Origin of the sequence: Clostridium tagluense (assembly GCF_003865095.1) — a bacterium.
GTDB classification, from domain to species: Bacteria; Bacillota; Clostridia; order Clostridiales; family Clostridiaceae; genus Clostridium_AD; species Clostridium_AD tagluense.
The window spans coordinates 1-3,151 of the sequence record NZ_BHYK01000081.1 but is presented as its reverse complement, the minus strand read 5'-3'; the positions used below and the strand labels follow the sequence as shown (position 1 = coordinate 3,151).

Genomic DNA, 3,151 nt, shown 5'->3' with positions numbered 1-3,151 from the left:
CACCCCGAAGGGTTTCATCGCTCGACTTGCATGTGTTAGGCACGCCGCCAGCGTTCGTCCTGAGCCAGGATCAAACTCTCAATTTAAAAGTTTACACTTTTTATTTGAAATGAATAATCTGCGACAACTGTTAAGTTGTTACGCAAGCTCATTACATACTTTTTAGTCTTACGACTAAAATTACTTTTTTATCTAAAGTAATTAACTGGTCTAGCAAAATGTTATTTCGCTATTTTACCTATTTCTCTGTTTAATTTTCAAAGACCAATTTGCTTTGTCATCAAGTGACGACTTCTACTATTTTACTAGGTATTTTTTGTTTTGTCAATAACTTTTTTTAATATTTTTTAAGTATATTAAATGTTAATTTATCAATGTTTTCATTTATCGTTACTACTAGTAGCGACAAGAAGTATTTTATCATGCGCCAACATAATGTGTTTATACTAATTCCTCCAATAGAGCAATAATCGGTAGTATTATTCATAATACTACTGATTATTGCGTTTTTTTCACACTGATACGCTAGGGCTCGTATACTTTATTTTTATCAATAACACTCTCAACTTACTACAGTTTATAGCTAAACTTCTAAGAATTTTATCCTCATTAACTAACTACTTAATAGGCGACACTAATACTTTTAATAAATTACTTCATATTTATATTGGTACCCGGTATCATTATGGCTTTATGAAAAAAAAACAATTTATTAAGCTGTTCGTCAATATTGTAGGATTACGGTGAACTAAAACTAAAACTAAATAAATATATCCTTAAAAAGAAATATTTGTTGAAAATTGCGAAAATTCAGTGTACAATTAAATAAATTTATTATCTAATTAAAAAGGACGGTGAAATTATGAAAGGCCTAAAAACTATTACTGGTAAAGTTATTTTAAATTTCATGACAATTACTACCATCACTTTCATTGCTTCTATGGTTATCCTAACCATATTCATTAAACAAAATATAATTAAAATCGAAGAAAAGTCCTTAAGTAATGAGGTACAATTAGTAACAGAAAAAATTAATACCTCGCTCGCACAAAAAGGCATGCTTGTAAAACAGCTTGCCAATCAACAGTCTATTATAAACTTCATGTCTACTTTACCTTCACGAAAAGCAATAAAAACCAACCCTGCATACCCTGATGTAATAAAAACCTTGCAAAATACAAAAAACTCCAACGGTTCAGATATTGATTTAGTTTTCTTTGTATCTGAATCTGGAAATGCCATTATAAAACATAATGAACAAGGTGTACCTGCTGACTGGGACTTGCTTAAAAAGCCTTGGTATTTAGATACTAAAGCAAAGGCAACTACTTTTTTTACTGCACCTTATACCGATGCTACAACGGGTAAGATGGTTATAAGTGTAACCCAACCAGTTATTAAAGACGGAAAGACTTTGGGCGCCACTGGAATTGACATCACCCTTGATGAAATCATAAATACCGTTTCTCAGTATAAAATAGGACAATCCGGATATTTATCATTAATATCTAGAGATGGAACTGTGCTTTCGCATCCAGATAAAGCACAGTTATTAAAAAAAATGCCTGATCAATTTAAAGATATAACTGCCAATATGCTTGCTGGAAAAAAAGCTGTAACTCGCTATACCTATAACAATGAGAAAAAAATCGCATCATATGCACCTATTTCTTCAAGTGGCTGGTCTTTACTTGCAGTTCAACCCGAATCAGAAATATTAACAAATGTAAATAAAATTAGAAATCTAATTATTTTAATATATATTATTTCACTTTTACTTCTACTTACTGCTACTTTTTTAAGAATGAAGCATACCTTAAAGGAGATACCAGGAATTTTAGTAGCAATGAATTCAGTTAAAAATGGAAATTTAAATGTTTCATTAACTGTAAATTCTGAAGATGAAATTGGCCAAATTCAAGGTAATTTTAATGATATGACGAAAACTATTAAAAATTTAATTTTCAATACGCAAGATGTTAGCGAAAAAATCTCAGTTTTTTCCTCTGAATTATCCGACATAACCAAAACCGTAAATATTTCTTCTATAGAAACAGTACGAGCCGTAGACGAGATTTCCATTGGTGCAACAGCTCAAGCAAAAGACATTGATGATGCAGCTCGGGTTGCCATGGATTTAGACTCAAAATTCGGTAAAATGCTAAAAAATAGTGAAGTACTAAATCTTTCGATTAAAGATGCTGAATCTATTAACAAACTAGGATTAAATGTAGTTGAAATTTTGAAAGAAAAAAACAATTTTACAAATAAAGCTGCCCAATCTATTGAAAGAACAGTAAAACAATTAGCAGTAAAATCCGATAATATCCGTACTATACTAGATACTATTAATTCCATATCTCAACAAACCAATTTACTTGCTTTAAATGCAAGCATAGAAGCTGCAAGAGCTGGTGAGGCAGGAAGAGGCTTTGCAGTAGTTGCAGATGAAATTAGAAAATTAGCGGAAGGTTCCTCTAAATCTGTAGACGAAATTAAAACCATAGTACTTTCCATTCAATCTGAAGTAAAGGATGCAGTAACCAAAACTTCTGAAACTCTCACCGTTATAGATGAGCAAAGCAAGAGTGTATTAGATGTAAATGATGCTTTTAATAAAATTTCTACAAATATACAAAGCATGATCTTTGAAATTGATGAATCTAGCAAATCTATCAATGAATTGAGTAATTTTAAAGATACTATTGTAGCTGACATAACTAATATATCCGCTGTTTCAGAAGAAACTGCTGCTGCTACAGAAGAAGTTGCAGCAACAATACAAGAACAATCTCAATCCTTCTCGAAAGTTTATGAAAGTATACTTACACTTGACGAATTGACCAAAGAGCTAAATAATAAAATAAATCAATTTCAAATTTAACAAATCACTCCCCTACACAAAAAAAATAAAACTAGCATTTTGCTGGTTTTATTTTTTTTATAGAGTAGTGAAAAATTTTATATGTATTATAGTGCCATAACGATAAAAAAACGTTGTATTATAAAATACAACGTTTTTTGTTACCTGGCGACGACCTACTCTCCCACAAAGTTACCCCTGCAGTACCATTGGCGCATTGAAGCTTAACCGACCTGTTCGGTATGGGAAGGGGTGTTACCTTCATGCCATAATCACCAGATTGAGAAA

Annotated in this window: 1 protein-coding gene and 2 rRNA genes; 1 reads left to right on the top strand and 2 read right to left on the bottom strand. The window is 31.4% G+C overall.

Annotation, left to right across the window (positions count from 1 at the left end):
• A 16S ribosomal RNA gene (locus tag Ctaglu_RS24445) occupies window positions 1-86 on the bottom strand; the annotation flags it as partial.
• Window positions 87-862: 776 nt separating this feature from the next.
• On the opposite strand from Ctaglu_RS24445, the gene Ctaglu_RS24440 reads away from it, so the two are divergent.
• Entirely contained in the window at window positions 863-2,884 is a 2,022-nt protein-coding gene (locus Ctaglu_RS24440; RefSeq protein WP_125006647.1) for a methyl-accepting chemotaxis protein, read from the top strand.
• A 142-nt stretch (window positions 2,885-3,026) separates the two neighbouring features.
• Here the strand turns inward: Ctaglu_RS24440 and rrf are convergent.
• Window positions 3,027-3,143 (bottom strand): 5S ribosomal RNA (rrf, locus tag Ctaglu_RS24435).
• Between the last annotated feature and the right edge of the window lie 8 nt (window positions 3,144-3,151).

Excerpts from the sequence above, each read along its gene's own strand:
- Ctaglu_RS24440 (WP_125006647.1), top strand. The coding sequence starts at position 863 with ATGAAAGGCCTAAAAACTATTACTGGTAAAGTTATTTTAAATTTCATG.